At 72.4% G+C, this 22,826-nt stretch carries 19 protein-coding genes; 6 read left to right on the plus strand and 13 right to left on the minus strand.

The features are described from left to right. The 4 genes from A3CQ_RS0138125 to A3CQ_RS0138140 form a co-directional block, all read right to left on the minus strand. Complete coding sequence (locus tag A3CQ_RS0138125; RefSeq protein ID WP_020516229.1) at nucleotides 1-624, minus strand: hypothetical protein; 624 nt, start codon at nucleotides 622-624, stop codon at nucleotides 1-3. Then, nucleotides 624-1,745 (minus strand): aminotransferase class V-fold PLP-dependent enzyme, encoded by a 1,122-nt coding sequence (locus tag A3CQ_RS0138130; protein ID WP_020516230.1) that lies wholly within the window; start codon nucleotides 1,743-1,745, stop codon nucleotides 624-626. Before A3CQ_RS0138130 ends, A3CQ_RS0138125 begins: the two co-directional genes overlap by 1 nt. A gap of 30 nt (nucleotides 1,746-1,775) precedes the next feature. Next, nucleotides 1,776-2,057, minus strand: coding sequence for a hypothetical protein (locus A3CQ_RS0138135; protein WP_020516231.1), 282 nt, complete (start codon nucleotides 2,055-2,057; stop codon nucleotides 1,776-1,778). A gap of 153 nt (nucleotides 2,058-2,210) precedes the next feature. Continuing rightward, nucleotides 2,211-2,732: a GAF domain-containing protein gene (locus tag A3CQ_RS0138140; RefSeq protein ID WP_020516232.1), complete on the minus strand. Its 522-nt coding sequence runs from the start codon at nucleotides 2,730-2,732 to the stop codon at nucleotides 2,211-2,213. A gap of 92 nt (nucleotides 2,733-2,824) precedes the next feature. On the opposite strand from A3CQ_RS0138140, the gene A3CQ_RS0138145 reads away from it, so the two are divergent. Beyond that, nucleotides 2,825-4,297: a gamma-aminobutyraldehyde dehydrogenase gene (locus A3CQ_RS0138145; protein WP_085944358.1), complete on the plus strand. Its 1,473-nt coding sequence runs from the start codon at nucleotides 2,825-2,827 to the stop codon at nucleotides 4,295-4,297. A 139-nt stretch (nucleotides 4,298-4,436) separates the two neighbouring features. Here the strand turns inward: A3CQ_RS0138145 and A3CQ_RS0138150 are convergent, their stop codons facing one another. The 5 genes from A3CQ_RS0138150 to A3CQ_RS0138170 form a co-directional block, all read right to left on the minus strand. Continuing rightward, nucleotides 4,437-5,318, minus strand: a complete 882-nt coding sequence (locus A3CQ_RS0138150) for an arginase family protein (RefSeq protein ID WP_020516234.1) — start codon at nucleotides 5,316-5,318, stop codon at nucleotides 4,437-4,439. A gap of 53 nt (nucleotides 5,319-5,371) precedes the next feature. Continuing rightward, on the minus strand, nucleotides 5,372-5,923 hold the full coding sequence (locus A3CQ_RS0138155; protein WP_020516235.1) for a hypothetical protein: 552 nt from the start codon (nucleotides 5,921-5,923) through the stop codon (nucleotides 5,372-5,374). A gap of 205 nt (nucleotides 5,924-6,128) precedes the next feature. Further along, a complete protein-coding gene (locus A3CQ_RS0138160; RefSeq protein WP_020516236.1) occupies nucleotides 6,129-6,542 on the minus strand; it encodes a nitroreductase/quinone reductase family protein in 414 nt (137 codons plus the stop codon). A 3-nt stretch (nucleotides 6,543-6,545) separates the two neighbouring features. Then, a complete protein-coding gene (locus tag A3CQ_RS0138165; RefSeq protein WP_020516237.1) occupies nucleotides 6,546-6,854 on the minus strand; it encodes a hypothetical protein in 309 nt (102 codons plus the stop codon). Nucleotides 6,855-6,871: 17 nt separating this feature from the next. Continuing rightward, nucleotides 6,872-7,741: an LLM class F420-dependent oxidoreductase gene (locus tag A3CQ_RS0138170; RefSeq protein ID WP_020516238.1), complete on the minus strand. Its 870-nt coding sequence runs from the start codon at nucleotides 7,739-7,741 to the stop codon at nucleotides 6,872-6,874. Between the two features lie 138 nt (nucleotides 7,742-7,879). On the opposite strand from A3CQ_RS0138170, the gene A3CQ_RS0138175 reads away from it, so the two are divergent. From A3CQ_RS0138175 to A3CQ_RS0138190, 4 genes are all read left to right on the plus strand, one after another. Continuing rightward, nucleotides 7,880-10,804, plus strand: coding sequence for an FtsX-like permease family protein (locus tag A3CQ_RS0138175; RefSeq protein ID WP_020516239.1), 2,925 nt, complete (start codon nucleotides 7,880-7,882; stop codon nucleotides 10,802-10,804). Beyond that, complete coding sequence (locus A3CQ_RS0138180) at nucleotides 10,801-13,827, plus strand: FtsX-like permease family protein (RefSeq protein ID WP_020516240.1); 3,027 nt, start codon at nucleotides 10,801-10,803, stop codon at nucleotides 13,825-13,827. The genes A3CQ_RS0138175 and A3CQ_RS0138180 overlap by 4 nt, the downstream gene beginning before the upstream one ends. Before the next feature lie 33 nt (nucleotides 13,828-13,860). Continuing rightward, nucleotides 13,861-14,745, plus strand: coding sequence for an alpha/beta fold hydrolase (locus tag A3CQ_RS0138185; RefSeq protein WP_211216754.1), 885 nt, complete (start codon nucleotides 13,861-13,863; stop codon nucleotides 14,743-14,745). Nucleotides 14,746-14,839: 94 nt separating this feature from the next. After that, complete coding sequence (locus A3CQ_RS0138190) at nucleotides 14,840-15,406, plus strand: NADPH-dependent FMN reductase (protein WP_020516242.1); 567 nt, start codon at nucleotides 14,840-14,842, stop codon at nucleotides 15,404-15,406. Between the two features lie 51 nt (nucleotides 15,407-15,457). Here the strand turns inward: A3CQ_RS0138190 and A3CQ_RS0138195 are convergent, their stop codons facing one another. The 4 genes from A3CQ_RS0138195 to A3CQ_RS0138210 are packed head-to-tail and all read right to left on the minus strand — an operon-like array spanning nucleotide 15,458 to nucleotide 21,033. After that, nucleotides 15,458-16,825: an ABC transporter substrate-binding protein gene (locus A3CQ_RS0138195; RefSeq protein ID WP_020516243.1), complete on the minus strand. Its 1,368-nt coding sequence runs from the start codon at nucleotides 16,823-16,825 to the stop codon at nucleotides 15,458-15,460. After that, nucleotides 16,822-17,934: a carbohydrate ABC transporter permease gene (locus tag A3CQ_RS0138200; protein ID WP_211216755.1), complete on the minus strand. Its 1,113-nt coding sequence runs from the start codon at nucleotides 17,932-17,934 to the stop codon at nucleotides 16,822-16,824. Before A3CQ_RS0138200 ends, A3CQ_RS0138195 begins: the two co-directional genes overlap by 4 nt. A 9-nt stretch (nucleotides 17,935-17,943) precedes the next feature. Continuing rightward, entirely contained in the window at nucleotides 17,944-18,846 is a 903-nt protein-coding gene (locus A3CQ_RS60290) for a carbohydrate ABC transporter permease (protein ID WP_020516245.1), read from the minus strand. Between the two features lie 9 nt (nucleotides 18,847-18,855). Continuing rightward, nucleotides 18,856-21,033, minus strand: a complete 2,178-nt coding sequence (locus A3CQ_RS0138210) for an alpha-galactosidase (RefSeq protein WP_020516246.1) — start codon at nucleotides 21,031-21,033, stop codon at nucleotides 18,856-18,858. 188 nt (nucleotides 21,034-21,221) lie between these two features. Here A3CQ_RS0138210 and A3CQ_RS0138215 point away from each other — a divergent pair, with 188 nt between their 5' ends. Next, nucleotides 21,222-22,811, plus strand: coding sequence for a methyl-accepting chemotaxis protein (locus A3CQ_RS0138215; protein WP_020516247.1), 1,590 nt, complete (start codon nucleotides 21,222-21,224; stop codon nucleotides 22,809-22,811). The last annotated feature ends 15 nt before the right edge of the window (nucleotides 22,812-22,826 follow it).

A 22,826-nucleotide genomic window follows, 5' to 3' on the forward strand; every position in this document is an offset into this window, starting at 1 on the left:
TCACCCGACGTCCGCGGGCCTCAGCGGGCCGGAGAGGTACGGGGTGCTGCCGGGTGGGCGGCGGAAGGCGGGGTTCGGGCGGACCGCGACCAGGTTGGCCATGCGCTGGTGGCGGTCGGCGAACAGTTTGTCGCCCTTGGCGGGGTACAGCTTGTCGAGGAAGTCGCGGGCCTGCGCGTCGGTGGTCCGGCCGGCGTCCAGGGCTCGGTAGAGGATCAGCTCGGAGAAGTCGTTGCCGGTCATCCCGTCGTAGCGGCCGGCCTCGTCCAGCAGGTAGCAGGAGGTGAACTCCCAGGTCACCGCGCCGGAGGACAGGATCCACGGCAGGTGTACGGCGGCCTTGTCGGTGGTGGCCTCGCCGTCCCAGGCCAGCATGGTGTCCAGCGGTACGGGACTCACGTGGTAGCTGTCCAGCGCCAGCCAGCTCTCGTCGCGGGGCTCCCGGCGGCGCAGGCCCACGTTGGCGTCGTAGAAGACGCGGTTCAGCAGCTCGTCCCAGTCGGCGGCGGGCAGGTCGAAGAACCACGTCTTGGTGTGCGTGTCGGGAGTGTGGCCGGCCAGGTTGGCCAGCCGGTAGGCCAGGTCGACTCGGTACTGGCTGGGCGATGCGGATCCTATGGGCATCAGAGGCTCGCGTTCAGTGTCGTCACTAGGCGGTCGATGTCGGCCTGGTTGGTGTGCAGGTGCGGGGACACCCGGATGGCGTCGCCGCGGCGCGCCACGAAACAGTTCTCGGCCTTGAGGGCGGCGGCCACCCGGTCGGTCCTCCCACCGGGGACGCGTACGCCCAGCAGGTGCGGGCCGCGCGGTTCGGTGACCGTCACGCCGGTCAGCCGCGTGGCGATTTCGGTGGTGACCGCGGAGAGCTCGGCGGCGATGCGGGCCGGGCCCCAGGCGAGAATCTGCTCCAGCGCGGCGACGGCCATCGGGGTCACCTCGAACAACGTCCGCGCGCCCTGGTCGTACCGCCGCGCGCCGGGAGCGTACTCGTCGCGGTAGTCGACGAGCGCGGCGAAGTCGTCCGAGCCCGCGCGCACGATCCAGTTCTCCTCCAGCGGCCGGCCGTCGCGATGCTCCTCGGCGACCCAGAGGTAGCCGCGCCCGAACGGCCCCAGCAGCCATTTGTAGCTGACCGAGATGACGAAGTCGGGCCGCAGCGAGCGCACGTCGAGCGGCATCACGCCCAGGGACTGACTCGCGTCGATGACCAGGCGGGCGCCGGCGGCACGGGTCCGGGCGGCGACCTGCTCGAGGTCGACCAGGCCGCCGTCGGTCCAGTGCACGTTGGGCACGGAGACGATCCCGACCTGGTCGTCGATCGCCTCCAGCACCGCCTCGGTCCAGGACTGCCCGGGGGCCCGGGACACTGTGCGGATGCCCGCGCCGGTGCGTTCGGCCAGGCGGCGCCAGGTGTAGATGCCGGACGGGTATTCGTCGGCCAGGACGAGGATCTGCTGCCCGGCGTCGAGCGGGAGGTTGGCGGCGGCGACCGCGAAGCCGTAGCTGGTGGCCGGTACCAGCGCTACGCCCTCGGCGTCGTCGCCGAAAAGGCGGCCGGCCAGCGCCCGCAGCCGCTCCACGCCGGTGAACCAGTCAGCCTCGCCGATCTCCCACGGGCGGGCCCGTTGGCGCAGCGCCGACTCGCCCGCGGCGCGGACCGCGCGCAGCACCGGGGACAGGCTGGCCACATTGAAGTAGGCAACCTCATCCGGTACGTCGAACAGATCTCGCTGGGAACCGGCCACACCAGACCTTAACGCCTGGCCGCGGCACAGTCAGCGGCCTTCGACCAGCTCGTCGATCTCGGCCAGGACCTCGTCGCTGCGGTCGCCGGACTCCGCCTCGCCGGTGGGCTGGGTGGCGTCGGGCTCGTCGTCGTCGCGGGTGGGGCGCCGGGGCTTGGGTGGGGGCGGAGGCGGCTGGGTGAGGATGACCCGGTCGCGGTCACGTTTGTCCCGCTCCCGTTCGCGGCGGCGGGCGGCCGCGCCGGCAGCGGGGTCGGGCGGCCCCTGCTCCGCTTCCGGCGGCCGTGCTCCCGGCCACTGCGCCTGTGTCATGCGGCCAAGTCTGCTCCGCGCCATCGGCGGTCGCCAGCGGAATGTGTGCCGGGTTGAAGCGCGAGTGACGGGCCCGCCCGGCGCGGGCGGCACCGGGGGTGACCAGGCAGCCAGGTCGCCGTGCGCCACGGGACTTTTCGTCGATTCGTACGATCAAGGGAATGTGATTTTGAAGCCGTGGGTCTCGAGGAGCTGGCGCAGTCGTCCGGCCTCGGCCCGCAGGGAGATCTCGGTTTCGGCGGCGGACGCCAGGTCCTCGACCAGCAGGAGGTCGCGGGGCTCCCAGTCGAGGGGCTGGTCGTGGGCGACGCTGAAGGCGCCCAGCGGATAGCCCTCGGAATCGCGGACGGGGAAGCCCGCGTACGCGATCACGCCGTCGGCGATCGCGGGATGGCCCGAGACGCGGTCGTCGACGCGGGCGTCGCTGATCAGGAGCGGGGCGTCGGTGTCGACGACCATGCGGCAGAAGGAATGCGGCAGGGGCGGGCCCGCTTGACCGGCCACGACGCGACGGTCGGCGGTGATCAGGGAGACCTGGGCCCGGGCGGCGCGGACGTGGTGGGCGGCGGCGCGGGCCAGCCGATCGAGAGTGCCGCTGTGGACGCCGTCGAGCAGGCCGCAGTCGCGCAGCCGTCGTAGCCGCGCCGTGTCGGTCAGAGTTGCTCGCGAGCCCACTTCCCCCACCATCGGTGCGTTTCCGGCGGGACTGAGCCAAATCGCGGAAGTCGTCGGTTCACCCTCTTGTCAGCTACGGAATCAGTGGAAGGATGGCCACGAAAGTGTCCGATCCTGCGTCTGGAGATCGAGTGACCGCCAAGACCGTGCTGCACAACTTCATCGGCGGCGCCGCGGCCGCGCCGGCCGAGGGCCGATACGAGGACCTCATCGACCCGGCCACCGGCGAGGTTTTCGCGTCCGCGCCCGTCTCCGGCAAGCCGGACGTCGACCGGGCGATGGAGGCGGCGGCCTCGGCCTTCGAGACGTGGCGGAACACGACGCCCAGCGAGCGGCAGCAGGCGCTGCTCAAGTTCGCCGACGCGATCGAGGCGCGGGCCGACGAGCTGGTCGCGGCCGAGTCGCAGAACACGGGCAAGCCGATCGGCCTGACCCGCAGCGAGGAGCTGCCGCCGGCGATCGACCAGATCCGGTTCTTCGCGGGCGCGGCCCGGCTGCTGGAGGGCCGCTCGGCGGGGCAGTACCTGAACGGGTTCGAGTCCTACGTGCGGCGCGAGCCGGTGGGCGTGTGCGCGCAGGTCACGCCCTGGAACTACCCGCTCATGATGGCCGTCTGGAAGATCGCTCCGGCCCTCGCCGCGGGCAACGCGGTCGTGCTCAAGCCGTCCGACACCACGCCGGTCACCACGGTCATGCTGGCCGAGATCGCGGCCGAGTTCCTGCCGCCCGGCGTGCTGAACGTGGTCGTCGGCGACCGGGACACCGGCCGGCAGCTGGTCAGCCACCCGACGCCGCAGATGGTGTCGATCACCGGCTCGGTGCGCGCGGGCATGGAGGTGGCCACGGCGGCGTCGGCCGACCTCAAGCGCACCCACCTCGAGCTGGGCGGCAAGGCGCCGGTCGTGGTCTTCGACGACGCGGACGTGGCCGCGGCGGCCGAGGCGATCGCGATCGGCGGATACTTCAACGCCGGCCAGGACTGTACGGCCGCCACGCGCGTGCTGGCCGCCCCCGGCGTCTACAGCGACTTCGTGGCGGCGCTGGCCTCGCAGGCGCGGGCCACCAAGACGGGCGCGGCCGACGACGAGGATGTGCTGTTCGGGCCCCTGAACAACTCGCGCCAGCTCGACCGGGTGGCGGGCTTCGTCGACCGCCTGCCCGACCACGCGGTGCTCAACGCGGGCGGGGCGCGGGTGGGCGACCGCGGCTACTTCTACTCGCCGACCGTCGTCTCCGGCCTGCGCCAGACCGACGAGGTCATCCAGGACGAGATCTTCGGCCCGGTCATCACCGTCCAGCAGTTCACCGACGAGGACGAGGCCGTCCGGTGGGCGAACGGCGTCGAGTACGGGCTGGCGTCGAGCGTCTGGACGAAGGACCACGCGCGGGCGATGCGCATGACCCAGCGGCTGGACTTCGGCTGCGTCTGGGTGAACTGCCACATCCCGCTGGTCGCGGAGATGCCGCACGGCGGGTTCAAGCACTCCGGACACGGCAAGGACCTTTCCGTGTACGGCCTGGAGGACTACACGCGCATCAAGCACGTGATGCACGCACTGGACTGAATTCCCGGGGGTTGGAGAGGCCCGGACCGAGGGGGTCCGGGCCTTTTCTCTTTTCTCTTGCCGTGGTCGGCCGGGCCCGCGCCGGCAACGGGCGTGCCCCCGCCGCGGCTCTTCACCCGGCCGCTGACGTGGGCCGGCGTCAAAGTGTCTGGTCGAGCAGGGTGACCAATCGTTTGGCGAGGCGGCCGTCGGGGTCGAGGTCGGGGCGGAAGTCGGCGATGCTGACACCGAGCAGGTTCGGTGCGGCCGTGAGCGGGGTCAGCACGGCGGCGAGCTGGTCGATGTCCGGGCCGTCGCTCTGCGGGTAGGTCACCGCCGGCATGATCGACGGGTCGAGGACGTCGACGTCGACGTGGAGCCACATCGGCACGCGCAACCGTTCGGCCCAGGCCGCCGCCCGGCGTCCCGCGCCGTGCGGGTCGCCGATCACGGCGGGAGAGTCGATCGTGAGGAGGTCGGCGGGCACTCGGGCCAGCTCCGCCGCCGACGCGGGGTCGAGGCCGGCTGTGCGGTGCCCGATCAGGGCGGCGTGCCGGGCCGCAACCATCGGTCCCGCTTTTCCCAGGCCGGTCAGGCTCGGCGGCCCCACGCCGGTGAGCACGGCGAGTTCCAGGTCGGCGGTTTCGCCGGTGTCCGAGGCATGGGCATCGAAATAGTCGGGATGGCCGTCGACCAGCCACAGCCCGACGTCGCCGAGGGCCTGGCGGGTATGGGCGAAGACGCCGAGGAGGAGGCTGCAGTCGCCGCCGATGACAAGCGGCCGCCGCTCGGGATGCTCGCGCCTGCCGCTGCCCAACGCGGACGCGAGGGCGTGCGCGGCGGCGATGGTGTCGGGCAACGCCCGGACGCCCGTCTCCTCGTCGCGGCGGCGGCTGGAGATGACCGTGGCCGCGTCGCCCAGATCGACGCCGACGCGTGCGGCGAGGCCGGCCTCCCGCAGCGCTCGAGGTGCCCGCGCCTCGCCCCGGCCCGTGCCCGAGCAGTCCCACGGCGCACCGAGAAGAAACCAGTCGGAGCCCATCACGCCCCGAGCGTACGGCCGCGGGCCTCGGCGACGGCGGCCTGAGGCGTTGCCTATCGGCAGTCGACGTCCGGATTGTCGGTGGCGAGTACGCCGCTGGGGTTGGGCTGGTAGAGCCACACGTGCAGGTCGTAGTGGATGGGCATGGGCGGCTGGCCGGGCGGCAGCGGGTGGCCGTTCATCGGGCCGTTGAACGGCTGGCCGAACAGAGTGGGCCGGTCCTCGTCGGTCTTGAGGTTCTGGTCGGCGTCGGCCCGGAAGTACTCGAGCGCGGACAGGCGCATCGTCCCGCCGGGGGCTCGGTTGTAGACCAGCACTTCCGGCAGGGTCGGGTCGATGTTCGTGTCGGCGGCCAGCGCCGGCTTCGCGTAGTGGAAGCCCATTCCCGGCACGCACTCCTTGGTGGGCAGGTAGCCGGCCCTGATCGCCTGCTTGACGTCGCGGAACCGGCGGGTCGCGTCCAGCAGCACGGTTCGCTGGGCCGCCGTCAGGCCGGCCTTGTCCGGCGTACGGGCCACGGCCGCGCCGGCCGGAACGTTGACGGCGGCGATGGCGCAGGCCGTCAGAGCTGCGACCAGGTGCCGGCGCTTGGGCGTGATGGCCATGACGAAGTCTCCCCTCGGACACCCTGGATCTTGCTGCCGGGCCGTGGGGCGGGAGCCGATTTCCGAGGTCGTCACCCGGTCGGGTGACCGCGGTGTGGCGTTCTGCCCATCCGGTGGAGCAGCAGATCCTGTTCGGACGTCTAGCCGCCGGAAGCTTGGCCGGGCGCGTTTCTGGCGGTAATCGGACGCCTGGATGGAGCGGAACTCAGCCGTTCCGGTCGAGGTCGATGCGGATGGTCAGCGGGCTCGACGCCATCATCCTGCCCAGCGCCGCATCCCATTGGTAGGGCAGGGTTCGCGAGCGGGCGGCCGCGTCGTCATCGGGAAGCACCACCGCGGTGCCGGTACGCCACGTGGGGCCGACTTTCACGCGTACGGCGGGATGGGCCTGAATGTTGCGGACGAAGTCGGCCTGGGTTCCGTGTGCGGCGATCAACCAGAAGGTGTCGCCGGCGCTTCCGTTGCCGACCGGTGTGTGCCGCGGGAGCCCGGTGCGCCGGCCGGTCGTCTCCAGCAGGGCGAACGCCCGGGGAGCGATGCCCTTGCGCAGGGCGAAGCGGGTCAGGCGGTTGTTGAGCCGCTCGACCGTCGTGACGATGCGGTACTTCCGCGAGCGCATGGGTCAGGCCGGGGGTGGTGGGTCGAAATTCAAGGTCAAATTGCTGCTGTACGCCCCGCCGCCGCGCTCGGGCGCCTCGGGCGCGACGGGTTCGGCGTCCCAGGGCCAGACCCGCAGCGCTCGATGGGCGTAGCCGTCCTGGTCGGCCGCCTCCCACTCGAGCGCCACGGCCTGGCCCGGGCGCAGAGTGCGGTAGCCGGCGACGGCCACGTGGGCGAAGCTCGCCCAGCAACCGCCGGGCACCTCCGGCGCGTCGACGACGCCCCATCCCTCGTCGTCGTGCCATTCCCGCACCACGCCCTTGACCGCCATTACCGGCTCGGCCCCTCTCAGGAGAATTGCGGAATGAGGTCGGCCGCGAAACGGTGCAACGGTTCGTGGTCGTACGCCAGGCGTGGAATGTAGAAAATGACGTAGTCGCAGCCGGCCTCGACCACCTGCTCGACGCGGGACTGCGTTTCGGCCGTGGACCAGGCCGGATTCACCTCGATGGTCGTCGATTTGGCGATCGTGGAGTAATCGCGGCCGACGGTGTCGCAGTGGGCGCGGAGAACGGCCAGCTTCTGGCGGATCAGGGCGGCGTCGCCGTTGCCGATGTTGCTGCCGTCCGCGTATTTCGCGACCAGCTTGAGCGTCACCTTCTCGCCGCCCCCGCCCAGCCAGAACTGGGGCTTGCGCCGCGGCTGGTTGATGGGGGCGTCGATGTGGTAGTGCTTTCCGGAGAAGACCGGCTTGTCCTCGGTCCACATCTTGTGAACGATTTCCACCGCCTCGCGGAAGGCGCCCATCCGCTGCGGCACCTCGGGCCATTCGTAACCGTAGGCGCGCCACTCGTGCTCGTACCAGCCGGCTCCGAGGCCGGCGTAAAGACGGCCGTGACTGGCGACGTCCACCGTGGACGCGATTTTCGCGTACAGCGAGGGCTGCCGATAGCCGTTGCAGCCGACCATCTGCCCGATGTTGACGCGACTGGTGTCGCGGGCGAGCGTGGCCGACGCGGTCCAGCACTCGAAGGTCGTGTTCATCGTCGGTTTCGGGACGGTGTGGAAATGGTCGTAGAGCCAGATCGAGTCCCACGGGCCGGCGTCGGCGGCCCGGGCCACCTCGGTCATGGCCTCGTACTGCTCGACCGGGTCGGCGATCTCGTTCAGGTCCATCTTCCAGCCCTGCGGCACGAACACCCCGAAGCGCACACTCATGCCTCACAACTTAAGGGATCTCCGGCCGATCATGGCGGGGTCTCCGGGGAGACGGCGCGGACGATGCGGTTGTACGCTGCCGCCCGAGCGGCACAACTCGATCACCACGGGCCGCGATGAGACGGGGGAGCGGGCCGGATGTACTTCGTGAGCTGGGGCGCGGTGCGGCGCCGCACCACGCAGGCCGCGCTGCTCACCCTGCTCGCGACGCTGGCCGCGATCGCCGCGGCGTCCGGGCCCTGGTACGGCCTGACCGTCGCGTCCCGGGCCGCCGGGGCCGAGGTGGAGGCCCGCCCGGCCGCCGAGCGAGTGATCAACGTGCATCAGCCGCCGGCCGACACCGGCGGCGATCCCCGCAAGGCCCTGGACGCGCTGGCCGCGCGGGTGCAGGGGCTGCTGACGCTGCGGGGTTCGACCCCGATTCTCGGCCTGACCCAGAACACCGTCTACACCGACGTCCGGCACGGCAGCGCGCCGTCCGGCATGCCGATCGCCTACCGCGACGGCTTCTGCGCCAACGTGCACCTGACCGGCGCCTGCCCGTCGGCCCCGTCGACCGTGGCGATCAGCGCGGACGTCGCCAAGCGCCTGCAACTCAAGCCAGGCGACACATTTCCGGTACGCCCCGACGGCGCGTACGGGACGATGGAGCTGCACGTCGTCGGCGTCTACGTGGCCGCCGGCGACTACTGGACGGACAAGCTGTTCCAGTCCCAGGGGGACCTCGACCCCGTCTTCACCCCGCTCGACACGTTCCGGCTGCCCGAGCTGGGCAAGCCCACCCTGGCCGTCTCGCTGCCCGTGCCGTTCCCGCTGCTGCGCGGCGACAACCTGTACGACCTCAACGGCGTGCTCAACGCGGCCGCCCCGCGGTTCGCGGCGGCCCAGCTCGACCTGGAGAACCCGACCGGCGACCTGTCCGACGCGGTCATCGCCGACCGGCGCACGGTGCTCACCGGCGTCCTGGTCGCGCTCGCCCAGCTGCTGGTGCTGGCCTGGTTCGCGCTGGCCATGGCCGGCCGGCTCACCGGCCGCGACCGCCGGGAGGACGCGGGCCTGCTCAAGCTGCGCGGCGCCACCCGCGGCGGCCTGATGCGCCTGACCGCCGGCCAGCACGTGCCGCCGCTGCTGCTGGGCGCCGCGATCGGCCTGCCGATCGGCATCGCCGCCGCCTGGCTGGTCGCCGGCGACCTGCCGGTACGCGCCGAGTGGTGGATCGCGCTGGTGATGTCGGTCGGCGCGGTGCTGGCCGTGGCGGCGGGCGGCCTGCTCGTGCTGACCGGCACCGACGCGCTGGCCCACCGCGCGCCGGTCATCGCCCTGCTCCGCCGGGTGCCCAGCCTCCGCCGCGACTGGCGGTCCCGCTTCGTCGACCTGGCGTTCCTGCTGCTCGCCGCCGGCGCGGTCTATCAGGCCCGCACCGGCGGCCCGACCAGTGGCCTCGGCGTGGCCGCTCCCGCCCTGGTCGCGCTGGCCGTCGGCCTGCTGCTGGCCCGGCTGCTGCGCTGGGTCACCGACCGGGCCGGCGGCGCCGCGATCCGGGCCGGCCGGGTGCGGCTCGGCCTGACCGCGGTGCAGGTGTCCCGGCAGCCCGGCACCGACCGGGTGCTCGCGCTGCTGGTGGTGGCGGTCGCCCTGCTCGCCCTGACCGCCGGCGGCCTGTCCGCGGCTCGCCAGGAGCGGGTCGCCCGCGCCGACGTCGAGCTCGGCGCGGCCCGGGTGCTGACCGTCCGGGCCGACTCGCGCACCCACCTGCTGGCGGCGGTGAGAGAAGCGGATCCGGGTGGCCGCCAGGCGATGGCCGTGGTCGTCGACACGGCGGCCGACCCGCCGGTGCTGGCGGTCGACTCGTCGCGCCTGGCCGCCGTGGCCACCCACGGCTCCGATTTCGCCCCCCTCGCCGCGGCCGCCCGCGCGATCGGCGACACCCCGCTGATCACCGGGCGGACGCTGACCGTGCGGCTGACCCGGGACACCGCCGGGCCGGCCCTGCTCGGCGCGATCCTGCGGCACGAGGGCACCGGCGACGGGCTGCGGGTGGAGTTCCGCGGGCTGCGGCCGGGCGCCCAGGAGGTGACCGCCGCCGTGCCGGCCTGCGCGGTCGCGCCCGGCTGCCGGTTCGTCGGCTGGCAGCTGTTCCCGGCCGCGGGCGGGCTCACCATCACCTCGGTCGGTCAGCGGTCGCCGGCCGCGACCGTGCTGGACGCCGGCCTCCTCGGCGACGTGAGCCTCTGGCACGCCGACTACCTCGGGATCGCGCCCCGGTTCGCCACCTCGGCCCGCGGTCTCACGGTCGAGGCCGACGCGCGGTCCGGCAGCGAGGTGCGGGTCGCCGACGCGCCTGTGCCGTTGCCGATCGTGCTGGCCGGGAAACGCCCGGAACAGTGGCGTTTCGACGACGCCATGTCCGGCCGGTTCGGCGGCACGGCCACGCCGGTGCGCGTCGTCGCCACCGCCGGCGTGCTGCCCGTGCTGGGGCGTACGGGAATAGTCACCGACCTCGACGCGGCCCGGCGGCTCGCCGGCGACGCCGACCTGGGGGGAACGTTCCAGGTCTGGCTCGCCGACAATGCGCCCGCCTCGGTGCTCGCCGCCCTGCGCGCGGCCGGCCTGACCGTCACCGCCGACCGCACCGCCGCCGCCCGCGCCACCGCGCTCGGCGAGGAGGGCCGGTTCGTCACCGAGCCGTTCGGCATCCTCACCACCGCGATCGCCGTTCTGGTCGCGGCCGCGATGATCGGCGTCTCGGTGGCCGCCGAACGCGAGCCGAGGGAGGCGATGGTGGCCGCGCTGCGCATGCAGGGTCTCTCCCGCGGCACGGCCGCGTTCACCGGCCGGGCGGGCACGGCCGGGCTCGTACTGGCCGGGGTGGCCGGCGGCCTGATCGCGGCCCTGGTCGCCCGTCCGGTCGCCGCGATCACCGCCACGCCGTTCCCCGACCACTGGCGGATCCTCGAGCCGCCCGGCGTGCTCCCGCCCGGCGTCCTGGCCCTCACCGCCGGGGCCGGGCTCGTCGTCCTCGGCGCCACCGCGCTGGTCGCCACCCGGCGGCGGGTCCGATGATCGGTCTCGTTCTCGCGATGGTCTGGGCCCGGCGTGGCCAGGCCGTCACGCTCGCCCTGCTCACGCTGTTCGGGGTGGCCGCCGCCGTGGCCGCGCCCGCCTACCTGCGCGCCGCCGACCGGGCCGTCGCCGCCGGCGAGGTCGGCACGGCCGATCCCGCCTCGCGCAGCCTCACCCTCAACGCCCGCCAGCACGACCACCGCGAGGGCCGCTCCCGCCCCGACGTGCTCGCCGCCGACGTCGACCTCGGCAAGACCGGGTCGTCGCTGCTCGATCTGCCCGGCTTCGACTACACGTACGCGGGTGAATACCCGACCCTCGGGATCGAGCCCTCCGAGCTGATCCGCACCCGGCTCGTCTACCGCCAGGATGCCTGCGCCCACCTCACGATGGCCGCCGGCCGCTGCCTGATCGGCGAGTCCGACCTGGTCATCGGCGTGGCGACCGCACAGCGCCTGCACCTGGCGCCGGGCGACGAGATCCACCTGCGGTTCGCGTTCTGGAACAGCAAACTGCGCATCTTCGTCCCCGACGGCGCACCCAAACGGTTTCTGGTCTCCGGCGTCTACCGGCCGACCGACCCGGGTGAGCCGTACTGGGGGTCGCACAACTACTTCGGCGGCGACACCGGCGGGCGGCCCGGCGAACCGGCCTTCGTCACCAACGCCTCGATCAACGCCATGGACCACGGCCCCATCGCGCTCAGCGTCGACGGCACGGCCTCGCCCGGCGCGCTCGCGGTCGACAAGTTGCCCGCCGTGCGCGCCGGGCTGGCCACCCTGCAGCAGCGGGTCGCCGGGCTCGGCGCCGGCATCGACCTCGACACCGACCTGCCGGGCATGCTCGCCCGCATCGACGCCGGCCGCGACGCCGCCCACCGCATCGTGCCGGTGCTCGCCGTCTGCCTGGTGCTGCTCGCCTGCCTCACCATCTACCTGGCCGTCGGCTACGGCACCGAGGGACGCCGTCCCGAACTGGCCGTCGTGGCGCTGCGCGGCGCCCGCTGGGGTCAGCGCTGGTGGCTGGCCACCGGCGAGAACCTGGTCGCGATCCTGGCCGGCGCCCTCCTCGGCTGCGTCGCCGGTCAGCTGCTGGTCGATGCGTTCGCGGCCTGGCGTTTCCCCGGGGTGGGCGCCGATCCGGGCCTCGAGGCGCTGCGCTGGGCGCCCGCCGCGGCCGTCGCCGCCCTGGTCACCGCGCTGCTCGCCGAGCGTCGTCAGCTCGGCCGCCCGGTCGCCGAGCTGCTGCGCCGGGTGCCGCCCGCCCCGCGCGCCGCGACCGCGATCGCCGCCGAGGCCGTCGTGGTGCTGCTCGCGGCGGTCGCGGTGGCGCAGCTCGCGATCACCGACGGCGGCCTGACCGGAATCGGCACCTTCGCCACCGGTCTGGTGCTGGTCGCGGCCGCTCTGGTCGCGGCGCGGTTGCTGCTTCCGTGGGCGACCGTCTTCGCCCGCCGCCAGTTGCGTGACGGCCGGCTGGGTGCCGCGCTGGCCGCCTTCCAGATTTCCCGGCGTCCGGGTGGGGCACGCTTGTTCGCCCTTCTCACGGCCGCGGTCTCGGTCATCGCGTACGCGTCGAGCGCGGTCGATGTCGGCGACCGCGGGCGGGCCGTGCAGTCGGGCGTCGGCGTCGGCGCCGCCCGGGTCGTGTCGGTCGGCCCGGTCAGCCGGCAGGGCCTGCTCGCGGCCGTACGCGCCGCCGACCCGTCCGGGTCGTACGCGATGGCGGCCGTTCGGCTGCCCGCCGAGAAGGGCCGTCCCGGTGTGCTGGCCGTCGACTCGGCGCGGGCCGCCGCGGTCGCGGACTGGGGTGGCTTCGATCCCTCGAAGGTGGCCACCGCGCTGCGCCCGGCCGCCGGCTCGCCCGCCTCGGTGCGCGGCGCTCGGCTGTCGTTCGACATCACCGCCGAGAAGCTCGTCGCCGGCAAGTCGCTGCTGGTGTCGGCGGTGCTGTCGCCGTCGGCCGGTCCGGCCGACGAGACGGCCGAGCTGGGGGAGCTGGCTCCGGGCCGGCACAAGTACGTCGCCGACCTGCCCGCCTGCGCCGCGGGGTGCGATCTCAAGGCCGTCAACCTGGCCGGCCGCCAGGGTGCGTCGGGCGTGACCGGCGTGGTCACCCTGCACGCCGTCGGCGCGACCGCGGCCGATCCCGAATCGCCCGCCGGGCTGGCGGCCGGCGACCTGGCCACGGCCGCCCGCTGGCGGATCTCCGACGGCGGCACGCTGTCGGCCGGGGCCGGCGGCCTCCGCATGGAGGTCACGGCGATCGACGGCGATTCCGGTGGCGTGTTCGTGCAGCCGGCGGACGTCCCGACCCCGCTGCCGGTGGCGGTCGCCGGCCCGGTGGTCAGCTCGAACGTGGCCGGCCTCGACGGGCGCGCCCTGCCGGTGGCGGAGGTGCTGCGCCTGCCGGCGATCCCCGGCGTCGGCTCGCCGGCGGTGCTGGCCGATCTCGAGTACGCCGACCGGTTCGCCACCGACGCCGCGCCCAGCGCCGACCCTCAGGTGTGGCTCTCGCCGCGGGCGCCGGCCGGAATCCTCGAGCGCCTGCGGTCGGCCGGCCTGGTCGTCACCCGCGACACGCGGGCCGCCCAGGTGCGCGCCGGCCTCGACCGGCAGGGCCCGGCGCTGGCGCTGTGGTTCTACGCCCTGGTCGCGGTGCTGGCCGCCGCGCTCGCCGCGGGCGCCCTGGTGCTGGCGGCCGGGGTCGACCGGTCCCGCCGCATCGAGGACCTGTCCGCCCTGCGCGCCCAGGGGCTGCCCCGGGTGGCCGTGCTCCGGGCGACGCTGTGGACGTACCCGGTGCTGGTCGGCGCCGCGGTCGTGGCCGGGACCGCGATCGCGCTGCTCGGCTGGCGCCTGACCGGCTGGGCTCTGCCGCTGGCCGGGCTCGACCCGCCGGCCTTCCCGCTGCCCGGGCTGCCCCGGCCGCTGAGCCTGATCGGCACCGCGCTGCTGACGTTCGTCCTGCTCTCCGGGGTCGCGGTGCTGGCCGGTCGCCGCACGCTCCGGGGCATCCGCTGACGCTCTTGCGTGGCGCCGATCGGCACCGGGAGGATGAGGGGCGTGGCCGAGGTGCGTGCGAACGGGATCGACATCTGGTACGAGACCGTCGGCGACCCGGCCGATCCGCCGCTGCTGCTGGTCATGGGCCTCGGCGCGCAGCTGATCGACTGGCCGGCCGGGTTCGTCGAGCAGCTCGCCGGGCGCGGCTTCCACGTCATCCTCTTCGACAACCGCGACTCCGGGCTGTCCACGGCCCTCGACGATCTCGGCCTGCCCGACATCGGCGCCATCTTCGGCGGGGACGCGTCGTCCGTCGCGTACCTCCTCTCGGATCTGGCGGCGGATGCCGCAGACCTGCTCAAGGCCCTGGGAATCGATCGCGCCCACATCGTCGGCGCGTCGATGGGCGGCATGATCGCCCAGCAGCTCACGATCGACCACCCCGACGTGGTCGCCAGCCTCGCCTCGATCATGTCGACCCCCGGCCCCCGCGTGGGCCGGCCGACCCCCGAGGCGCAGGCCGTGCTGCTGCGCCCGCCGGCCGCCGACCGGGCCGGGGCGATCGCGGCCGGCGTCGACGCCGCGCGGGTGGTCGGCTCGCCGGCCTACCCGACGCCGCGCGCCGACATCGAGCGCCGCGTCGCCGCGAAGTACGACCGCGGCTACCGCCCGGCCGGCACCCTCCGGCAGTACGCGGCGATCGTCGCCTCGCCCGACCGCACCGAGCGGTTGCGCGACGTCGCTGTCCCGGTCGTGGTCATCCACGGCGAGGCCGACCCGCTGATCCCGATGGCCGGCGGCGAGGCCACCGCGGCGGCGATCCCCGGCTCCGAGCTCCTTCTGATCCCCGGCATGGGGCACGACCTGCCGATCCCGCTCTGGGGCCGGATCATCGACGCGATCGAGGTCAACGCCCGCGGCACGCGTCCGGACTGAGACCGCGACACATGCCACAGCCGGTGTGGAATGACCGGGGGCAGGTTATTGTTTGCCCAAGCAACTTTCCCCCGAGTAAGAACGGACTCCCTCCGTGAGTGACCTGAATCTGCTGGTCGTCGTCGCGAGCACCCGCCCCGGCCGTGTCGGCCTGCCCGTCTCGCAGTGGTTCGTCGAGGCCGCGAAGGCGCACGGCGGCTTCCAGGTGACCGTCGCCGACCTGGCCGAGGAGAACCTCCCGCTGCTCGACGAGCCGCACCACCCGCGGCTGAGCAACTACCAGCACGACCACACCAAGCGCTGGAGCGAGAAGGTCGCCGCCGCCGACGCCATCGTCTTCGTGATCCCCGAGTACAACTACTCGCTCGGTGCGGCGGTCAAGAACGCCCTCGACTACCTCCACCACGAGTGGCGCTACAAGCCCGCCAGCGTCGTCAGCTACGGCGGCGTCTCGGCCGGCACCCGCTCGGCGATGGCCCTGCACGCGGCCTCCTACGCGCTGAACCTGTTCACGATCAGCCAGCAGGTGAACATCCCGTTCGTGCACAGCCAGATCGTCGACGGCCGCTTCGACCCGTCCGAGACCACCCAGACGGCCGCGGACGCCATGCTCTCCGAGCTGCGCAAGGTCGCCGAGGCCCTCAAGCCCCTGCGCGCCTGACCCGTCGGACCCTCGAGCGGCCGACCACCCCCGCGGGTGGCCGGCCGTTTGCTATCGGGCGACCTCGAAGAGCCGGTTCAGTTGGTCGTTCAGGGTGGTCAGGGACGAGACGGGGGCGTCGCCGAGGTAGACGGCGTCCATTCTCGGGATCATCAGGGCCGTTATGTCGGCGGCGTTGGTGGTCACCGGGAACAGGAACGTCGTCTTCTGGGTGACCTGGTCGGTGAAGGGGGTCACGTCGAGCCGGCGGGAGTCGCGGTTGAAGTCGATCGCCAGCTGGGTGCCCTCGGGGCGGGCGGGGAAGACCACGCCGGAGCGGCCGATGATGTTCTGGCAGTCGGCGCCGGAGAGGAACCTGACCCAGTTGGCGGCGTTCTCGGGCTGCTTCGAGAGCGTGGTGATCGAGTCGGCCAGGCCGTTGAACATGGACGCGCGCTTGCCGGTGGGGCCGATCGGGGTGGGCGCAATGCCGATGTTCAGCTTCTTGCCGGCGGCGTCGGTGAGGTTGCTGAAGGTGGAGAGCATCCACGAGCCGCTCAGGGCCATGGCGGCCATGCCGGACTGGATCTGTTTGTCGGGGCCGATCGGGTTGTTGCCGCCGATCTCCTGGAACGTCGGCATGTAGCCCTTGCGGACCAGGCCGAAGTACCAGCTCAGGGTCTGCTGGAAGGCCGGCTGGTCCAGGTTGAAGTGCGTGCCCCACGGGTTCCGGTCGGTGGCCTGCCAGCCGGCACTGCCGGTGAAGGCGGACCACTGGGTCTGGCCCCAGCCGCCACCGCCGCCGTCCGAGCCGAAGCCGTACCGCTTGACGTGGGTCTTGTCGAAGCCGGGCTGGTCGCCGCGGACGCCGTTGACGTCGACGGTCAGGTGAGCGACGGTCTTCTCGAAGGTGCCGCCGTCGATCGGATTCCAGGTCAGGTCGGACAGGGTCGAGGGGTCGACGCCGGCGGCGGAGAGTGATGCCGGGTTGTAGAAGAGGGCGATCGTGTCCCAGTCCTTGGGGGAGCCATACCGATTGCCGTCCTGACCCTTCCACAGCTGGGCCAGTCCCGCCTGGTAGTCGCCGTCGTTCAGGTCGCTGGTCGGGCCGAGCGAGTCGAGCGGCCGGAGGACCTTCAGGTCGGCGAACTGAGCGAACTTGGCCAGGTGATCGGTGAAGACATCGGGCGCGGTGCCGGCGATGAAGCCGGCGGTCAGCTTCTGCCAGTAGACGTCCCAGCCGTACTGGGAGATGTGGATGGTGAGGCCGGGGTTCTGGGCGGCGAACGCGTCGGCGCACTTCTGGTAGCCGGGCTCCTGGGCGGAGTCCCACAGCCAGTACTCGATCGTTCCCTTGCCGCCGCGGCCGGTGGCGTCCGAGCCGCTCCAGCCGCAGCCGGCGACCAGGAAAATGGTCAGCAGGATTGCCAGGCGTTTCATTTGACACCACTGAATCCGATCGAGTTGACGATCCGGCGGGCGAAGAAGCAGAACAGGATGAGCATCGGCAGCGCGGCGACCAGGGTGGCGGCCATCAGGCCGGACCAGTCGGGGCCGGTCTGCGGGGTCTGCGACTTGAAGACGCCGAGCGCGACGGTGAGCACCCGCGATCGGTCTGTATAACTGACCATCAGCGGCCAGAAATAGTCATTCCATGACGTGATGTAGGTCAGGATCGACAGGGTCGCGATCGGCGCCGCCGACATCGGCAGGATCAGCCGGAAGAACACGCGGGTCTTGCTCGCGCCCTCGACCAGGGCGGCCTCCTCGACCTCGCGGGAGATCCCGAGGAAGAACTGCCGCAGGAAGAAGACGGCGAACGGCGTCATCAGCATGTTCGGCAGTGCGATCCCGAGCAGGGTGTCGACCAGGCCGAGCTGTTTGATCAGCACGAAGTTCGGCAGCAGCGTGAAGATCACCGGGATCATCAGGCCGGCCAGGAAGAACGCGAAGACCTTCTCCCGGTGCCGCCAGTGCAGCCGGGCGAAGGCGTAGGCGGCCATCGCCGAGAAGAACACCTGCCCGGCGGTGACCAGGGTCGAGACGATGACCGAGTTGAGCAGGTAATGCCAGAACTCGATCGGCTGACCGGCGCCGCCGGCGTCGATCGCCTCCTGGCCGGTCTGCAGGCCGAAGACGCGCGCGAAACCGCCCCACGAGAACTGCACCGGCAGCAGGCTGTCGCCGCCCGCGTAGAGAGCGTTGTTGCTGGACAGCGCCGTGCGCAGCATCCAGTAGAACGGGAACAGCGAAACCAGGATCACCAGGACCACAAAGACCCAGGCGACCGTACGGCCGAAGCTCAGCCGGCGGGCGGGCGCGGCAAGGGGCGCGGGGCTGCCGGCGTGCCCTGGGGCGGCGGCGTGCCCTGGGGCGGCGGCGGGCGCGGGCGTGCCGCCGGGCACGGGACGGCCGTCGCGCGCGGGCGTGCCGGCGGGCGCGGGGTTGCCGGCGGGCGCGGGGCTGCCGTTGGCCGCTGGGTTGGCGGCGGGCGCGGGGGTGCCGTCGGGTGCTGAGCGTCGCGGGCGATGACGGCGGGGAATCGGCACGCCGCCCCCTCAGGCCAGGTCCGACGACGAGGCGCGGGTGAGCCGGTACTGCACGAACGTGATCACGACTAGCACGATCAGCAGCGCGACCGACATGGCCGACGCGTAGCCGAACTGGAAGCGCCCGAACGCCATGTCGTAGATGTAGTACTGCAGCACCCGGGACGAGTCGACCGGGCCGCCGCGGGTGGTGATCGCGACGGTGTCGAAGACCTGGAACGATCCGACCACGGTGATGATCAGGACCAGCGCCATGATCGGCCGGAGCAGGGGGACGGTGATCCGCCGGAACATCGTGATCTCGCCGGCGCCGTCGACGCGCGCGGCCTCGTACAGCGTCTCGGGAATGGTTTGCAGGCCCGCGAAGATCAGCAGTGCCGTGTAGCCGACGTGCCGCCACACGTTGATGAGCGCGATGGTCGGAATCACCCAGGTGCTGTCGGTGAGGAACGCGATCCGGTCGAGTCCGGTCGCCGCGATCAGCTTGTTCGCGATGCCGAGCTGGTAGTCGAGGATCCACAGGAAGACGAGCGCCGCGACCACGTTCGACACCAGGTACGGCGTCAGCACGATGCCGCGCAGCCAGGTGCGCCTGGTCAGCCGCTGCATCAGCACCGCGATGACCAGGGCCACCACGGTCTGCACGGCGATGTTGACCGCGACGTAGTAGACGGTCACCTTGAGTGCGTTCCAGAACACCGGGTCCTGGACCATCCGTACGTAGTTGTCGAACCCGGTGAACGACGGGGGCGTGAGCAGGTTGAACTTCGTGAAGCTCAGGTAGATGCCGCGCAGCGCCGGCCAGATCATGAAGACCAGGAAGCCGAGCAGGGCGGGGGCGATGAACAGCAGCGCGAGCCTCGTGTCGTCCTTGGGCTTCGCCCGCCGGCGGGTGGGGATGTCGACGGCCATCGTGTCTCCTCAGCCGTGCGGGTCGGCGCGGTAGAGCACCACCTGGTCCGGATGCACGCGCGGGCAGGCGAGCCCGACGTGTTCGAGCGCGGCGCCGCTGAGGACCGCGCCGGTCTGCCACCAGCCCGGCGCCTTGCCGACCGGCCGCACGGGCCGGATCCGGTAGAGCCGATCCGGCGTCAGCCCGCGTAGCCGCAGCCGGACCGGCGGATCGGGATAGGGGCTGTCCAGGGTCACCATCGCGAACAGGGCCCGGGACCGGTCGGGAGTGACCACCCCGTGCACGAGGACGCGGTCGTCGTATCCGTCCATGCGCACGACGTCGCCGCCGAACAGCAGGCCGCGCTGCTCCTTGAAGAACGCCACCCATTCGCCCAGCTCCGCCAGCTGGGCGTCGGTGGCGTGGGTGAGATCCCATTCGATCCCGAGGTGCCCGAAGACCGCCGTGCCCGCCCGGAAGCCGACCGAGTGACGGCGACCGGTCGTGTGCGACCGGTCGGAGGCGATGTGCGAGCCCATCAGCTCGGGCGGGATCAGCTGGGTGGTCCAGCGCAGCATCGCCTGCCGGTCGTGCGGGTCGATGTTGTCGGAGACCCAGACCCGGTCGGCGCGTTCGAGCACGCCGAGGTCGACGCGGGCGCCGCCGGACGAGCAGGACTCGATCTCCAGTGCCGGGTGGGCCGCACGGATCTCGTCGAGCAGCCGGTAGAAGGCGAGGGTCTGCTCGTGCACGCCGGGCCGCCCGTGGTCGAGCTGGTTGCCGGCCTCGATCAGATCGCGGTTGTGGTCCCACTTGACGTAGTCGATGTCGTACTCGCCGAGCACCGCGAGGATCTGGCCCCGGACGTGCTCGAACGCCTCCGGGATCCCGAGGTTGAGCACCTGCTGGTGGCGGGACTCGATCGGCCACGACGCGCGCGCCGCCATGATCCAGTCGGGGTGTGCGCGGGCCAGGTCGGAGTCGGGGTTGACCATCTCGGGCTCGAACCACAGCCCGAACTGCATGCCGAGCCGCTTGACCCGGTCGACCAGCGGATGCAGCCCGTCCGGCCACACATCCGGCGAGACCACCCAGTCGCCGAGCCCGGAGGTGTCGTCGCGCCGTGAGCCGAACCAGCCGTCGTCGAGCACGAACCGTTCGACGCCGACGCTCGCGGCCCGCTCGGCCAGGGCGATCAGGCGGTCGAGGTCGTGATCGAAGTAGACCGCCTCCCAGACGTTGAGCGTGACCGGCCGCCGCGTGTCCACCGGGCGCGGCCGGGCCCGCAGATGCCGGTGGAAGCGCCGCGCTATCTCGTCCAGCCCTCGCCCGTACGCGGCGTAGATCCAGGGGCTCCGATAGGTCTCGCCCGGCCCGAGTCGCACCTCGCCCGGCAGGAGCAGTTCCCCGCCGCCGATCAGCTGCTCGCCGGTGAACACCCGCTCGGCGTAGTGGGTGTGATTGCCGCTCCAGGCCGTGTGCACCGCCCAGATGCTCCCGTCCGCGAAGCCGAACCCCGGCGTGCCCGCGTGCAGCACGTAGGCGCTGTCCGCACCGGTCCGTCCCTTCCGGTTCTCGCGCAGGTGGACGCCGGTTCCGAGCGTGGTGCGCTGCGGCACCCGTTCGAGGTTGTGCCGCCCGGCGAAGTCGAGCAGCTCGGTCGCCCCGGCCGGCACCGGGAAGGACAAAACAAGATCATTGATTTCGTACGCCCCGGGCACGAGGTTCTCGACGAGGGCGCGAGCGCGCAGCAGCCCGCTGTCGAGCAGTTCCAGTTCGAGCTCCAGCCCGAGCCGTTCTTCGTCGTCAACCGCCCTTACCAGAAGGCGCGCCGGCCCGCTCGAGACGAACGTGAGCTCGTCCCGGCCCGGGGACACATCGCGCTCTTCCCCGGCGTACAGGGAAAGGGTCTTGACTTGGAAGGAGGGTGACCACCCGATGCCCGACGCCGAACCGCTCAGCCCGGGACGCCCGGTCCAGCCGGTGGCGTGCGACGGGAGCGGCGAGACGCGCGGGCGGGCGGCGATGTTGTTGGTGCCCTGCACGAGATCGGTGGCCCGCAGCAGTTCGACCGCCTGGAACGCGTCGAGGCGCGGCAGCGCGGGACCCCAGTAGGCGATCACCGGGAGGCCGGGGGCGGTCGCGTCGGCGAGCACGGTGACCCCGGCCGCGGTCAGCGCGACGATGCTGCCGGTCGGCTCGTCCATGCGACGCTCCCTCGGTGGCGGAACCCGTGTGACGGGAGTGCTGAATCGGTATGCGTGAGCCTGCTGGCGGCGGGGCGGACTGTCAACATCATCAATTCGGAAGGTGCGAATACGGCAAAGCTGACCATGGGCCCATGCCGGAATCGTACGGTTGTTTGGGGTAAAGCGCGGCGGGCGGGGGAAACGGGATGAGCGCATACTTCGCCAACCTCGGCGTCCAGGTCAAGATCGCCATCATTGTCGTGGTCGGCGTCCTGGTGGCGCTGCTCATCGGGCTGCTCGGGCTGCACGCGCTCACCGGGGCGGCGGCCGCGGCCCACCGGATCTACGCGAACAACCTGTCCAGCTCGAACGCGATCGGGCTGATCTCGTCGGCGGTGGCGCACGCCCGGCTCAGCCTGGCCAACCAGATCCTCTCCGGCGATCCTGCGACCACGGCGAAGTACACCCAGGCGTTCCAGGGCGACCTGCAGGCGGTCGCGGCGGCGATGCAGGCGTACCGGGCGAGCGGGCCGGCCGCCGAGGAGAAGCTGATCGCGGGGCTGGAGGCCGACTGGGCCGCGTACGCCGAGATCGCGACCACCAAGCAGCTCCCGGCCGGCGCGGCGAAGGACATCGCGGCCTGGCAGCGGACCCGGGACGACGAGATCGCGCCGCTGATGGACCGGGTGAGCCGCACGATCAACGAGCTGCGCGAGGCGGAACACCGTGACGCCGCGGCCTCGGACGCCAAGGCCGCCGAGGAGCACGGCGAGAGCCGCACGCAGACCATGCTGCTGCTGGTGACCGGGACGCTGGTGGCCACGCTGCTCGGGCTGGTCATCGCCCGCTCGATCGTGCGCTCGCTGCGGCGGGTCCAGGAGGTCTGCGACGGGCTGGCGGCCGGCGACCTGACCCGCACCAGCGGCCTGACCTCGTCCGACGAGCCGGGGCAGATGGGCCGGGCGCTCGACGTGGCCATGCTGCGGCTGCGCGACACCGTCTCGACGATCGACGCCTCGGCGACCTCGCTCGCGGGCGCGACCGACCAGATGAGCGGGGCGTCCCGGCAGATCGCGCAGTCGGCGATGCGTACGTCGGAGCAGGCGCAGGCGGTGTCGGCGGCGGCCGAGGAGATCTCGCGCAGCGTGGACACGGTGTCGGCCGGCAGCGAGGAGATGGGCGCGTCGATCCGGGAGATCTCGCTGAACGCGACCGAGGCGGCCCAGGTGGCGGCGGAGGCCGTCGGGCTGGCCGGCCGCACGTCCACGACGATGAACCAGCTCGGCGCGTCGTCGTCCGAGATCGGCAACGTCATCATGACGATCACGTCGATCGCGGAGCAGACGAACCTGCTCGCTCTCAACGCCACGATCGAGGCCGCTCGCGCCGGGGAAGCGGGCAAGGGCTTCGCGGTCGTGGCCTCCGAAGTGAAGGACCTTGCGCAGGAAACGGCGCGGGCCACCGAGGACATCTCGCGGCGGGTCGCGGCGATCCAGTCGGACACCGACGGCGCGGTCACCGCGATCGAGGAGATCAGCCGGGTGATCGCGCGGATCAGCGACTACCAGACCACGATCGCCTCGGCCGTGGAGCAGCAGACCGCCACGACGGCCGAGATGAACCGCAGCGTCGGGGAGGCGGCGACCGGGTCGGGGGAGATCGCGCGCAACATCACCGGGGTCGCCGAGGCGGCCCGGCTCACCACCGAGGGCGTGGAGCAGTCGCAGCAGGCCACGGCCGAGCTGGCCCGGATGTCGTCGGAGCTGACCGGGCTGGTGTCGACGTTCCGGTACTGACGCAGTTGGATGAGG

It is taken from the genome of Paractinoplanes globisporus DSM 43857, from assembly GCF_000379645.1.
Taxonomy (GTDB): Bacteria; Actinomycetota; Actinomycetes; order Mycobacteriales; family Micromonosporaceae; genus Actinoplanes; species Actinoplanes globisporus.